Source organism: Nocardiopsis sp. TNDT3 (genome assembly GCF_003427465.1).
Taxonomy (GTDB): Bacteria; Actinomycetota; Actinomycetes; order Streptosporangiales; family Streptosporangiaceae; genus Nocardiopsis; species Nocardiopsis dassonvillei.
The window spans coordinates 1-2,345 of sequence record NZ_QPFC01000755.1 but is presented as its reverse complement, the minus strand read 5'-3'; the positions used below and the strand labels follow the sequence as shown (position 1 = coordinate 2,345).

The following is a 2,345-nucleotide window of genomic DNA, read 5'->3' as shown; positions in this document are numbered from 1 at the left end:
GGTGGCGGGGGCGGCGGAGGGGGCGACTGAACCCCTCAACCCGAACGTCCTGGCCCGCCCCGGAGCCTCACCGCGCTCCGGAGCCAGGCGCCGGGCGGAGTTCTACGCGAACCCCGCCCGGCACTCCCGCACGGGGAAGGCGGCGCCACTGCCTGCCCACAGATTCGGCGCCGCCACCCTTGACCGTCTCCCCGTGCGGGGAGGTGGGGTCAGCCCTGGTCCGGACGCTTGAGGTCGGCCAGTTCCGCCAGCAGCTCGAACGAGCGCAGGCGAGCCTTCTGGTCGTAGATCATCGACGACACCATCAGCTCGTCCACACCCGTGTCAGCGACGAACAGATCGAGCTTGCGACGGACTGTTTCCGGGGAACCCACGAACGAGTAACGAAGCATGTGGTCCAGTCGTTCCTTCTCCCCCGGACGCCATGCGGTGTCCAGGTTCTCCACCGGCGGGCGCAGCCGTCCCCGCGCACCGCGCAGGGTGCCGAGGAACGCCTGCTGCATCGTCGTGAACAGCTGCTGGGCCTCCTCGTCGGTGTCGGCGACGAAGGCGTTCACCCCCGCCATGGCGTACGGCTCCTCCGACTGCTGTGAGGGGCGGAAGGCCTCCCGGTAGGCCTTCAACGCCTCGTACAGCGCGTCCGGAGCGAAGTGCGAGGCGAACGCGTAGGGCAGGCCGAGCTGCGCGGCCAGCTGGGCTCCGAAGAGGCTGGACCCCAGGATCCACAGCGGCACCCGCAGTCCCTCGCCGGGGATGGCGCGTACGGGCTGGCCTGGCTCGGCGGGCTCGAAGTAGGCCTGGAGCTCCTGCACGTCGTTGGGGAACGTCGCCGAGGCGCTGTGGTCGCGGCGCAGTGCCATCATCGTGCGGGGGTCGGTGCCCGGCGCGCGGCCCAGGCCGAGGTCCACCCGTCCCGGGTAGAGCGACTCCAGCGTGCCGAACTGCTCGGCGATCACCAGGGGCGAGTGGTTGGGCAGCATGACACCGCCCGCCCCGATCCGGATGGTCGAGGTCCCCTCGGCGATGAAGCCCAGGGAGACGGAGGTGGCAGCGCTCGCGATGGCCTGCATGTTGTGGTGCTCGGAGAGCCAGAAACGCTTGTAGCCCAGTCGCTCCGCGTGCTGGGCGAGTTCCCTGGCGGAACGCAGCGCGTCACCGGGCGTGGACCCCTCGGCGATGCTGGCGTGGTCGAGCACCGACAGCGCGACGTCGGACATGGTGGCTCTTCCCCCTGTTGCGTGGCGGGTCCGGCTGCGAGGCCGTGACGGGAGGATCCGCTTCCCCGGCCGACCTGCGCGTTCGATATTCGACGAACATCGAATTACGAAGGTACACTTCCGACTGTCCATGAGCCAAATCTCGCCTGGTCCCGGCCGGGCGCCGCATGAGGAGGACCGCCTTGGCTCCCAGGGAGCACGCGCACCCCGCCCTCCACGAGGTGGAACTGGTCACGGTTCTCGCCGCGCTGGCCGAGCCGACCCGGCTGCGGCTCGTGCGGATGCTCGCCGACATGGACGGGGAGCACGCCTGGAAGGACATCGACCTGCCCATCGCCCAGTCGACGCTGAGCCACCACCTGAAGATCCTGCGCAACGCCGGCCTGGTGCAGAACCGCACCGAGGGGACGCGGTGCTTCATCTCGCTGCGCGACGAGGAGCTCGAGGGACGCTTCCCCGGTCTGCTGGAGTCGGTGCTGGCGTGCCGCGACGCCACGGCCCCGCGTCCCGATGAGGAGAGCGCTTCGGCCCGGTAGCGGCGGGATGACCGGCGGAGCCCGTGCCGCCACCGACCACGGAGCGTTGTCCGGCCCCGGCTCCCCATTGCCCGGGTGCCGGTGCCAGATGCGTGACTCGCGTCCCGGAAGGCCCGTGGACCGACCCGACACGGGGTACGTCCGGGAATGTACGGTCGGTACAGGTCTACGCAACCATGGGTCGGCGGTCCAGGCAGTGCGCGTTCCCCCGGCCCAGGAGAGTGGAAGGCGCCCCCCATGGCTCCGAACCCGCCAGCCTCCCTTCCGGCGCACGTGCGCCCGCTCAACGCGGGCGATCCCGCCGAGATCAGCGGTCACCGGCTGATCGGCCGCCTCGGCGGCAGCACCATGGGCGTGGTCTACGCCGCCGTGGCCCCGGACGGTGAGGCGGTCGCCCTCAGGGTCGCCCACGCCGAATGGGTCCCCGCCGCTGACCCCGACCGCAGGATCACGCTCCTGCGCCGGTCCGTCGGGGTGTGCGCCGTGGGCGTCAGCGCCAGCGGAACCTTCCACGGAAGGCCGTGGGCCTCGGTCCAGTACCTTCCCGGCCCCGACCTGGCCCGCCGCGTGCGCGAGGACGGCCCCCTCCCCG

Annotated in this window: 2 protein-coding genes and 1 pseudogene; 2 read left to right on the top strand and 1 reads right to left on the bottom strand. The window is 71.4% G+C overall.

Annotated elements, in window-relative coordinates; genetic code table 11:
* Positions 1-209 precede the first annotated feature (209 nt).
* Positions 210-1,217 (bottom strand): LLM class flavin-dependent oxidoreductase, encoded by a 1,008-nt coding sequence (locus tag DQW06_RS18705; protein WP_019606747.1) that lies wholly within the window; start codon positions 1,215-1,217, stop codon positions 210-212.
* Positions 1,218-1,399: 182 nt separating this feature from the next.
* Between DQW06_RS18705 and DQW06_RS18700 the strand changes: the two genes are divergently transcribed.
* The gene (locus DQW06_RS18700) at positions 1,400-1,753 is read left to right on the top strand and encodes a helix-turn-helix transcriptional regulator (protein WP_019606748.1); all 354 of its coding nucleotides are present in this window, start codon (positions 1,400-1,402) and stop codon (positions 1,751-1,753) included.
* Positions 1,754-1,990: 237 nt separating this feature from the next.
* Positions 1,991-2,345: pseudogene (locus DQW06_RS18695) on the top strand (serine/threonine protein kinase); the annotation flags it as partial.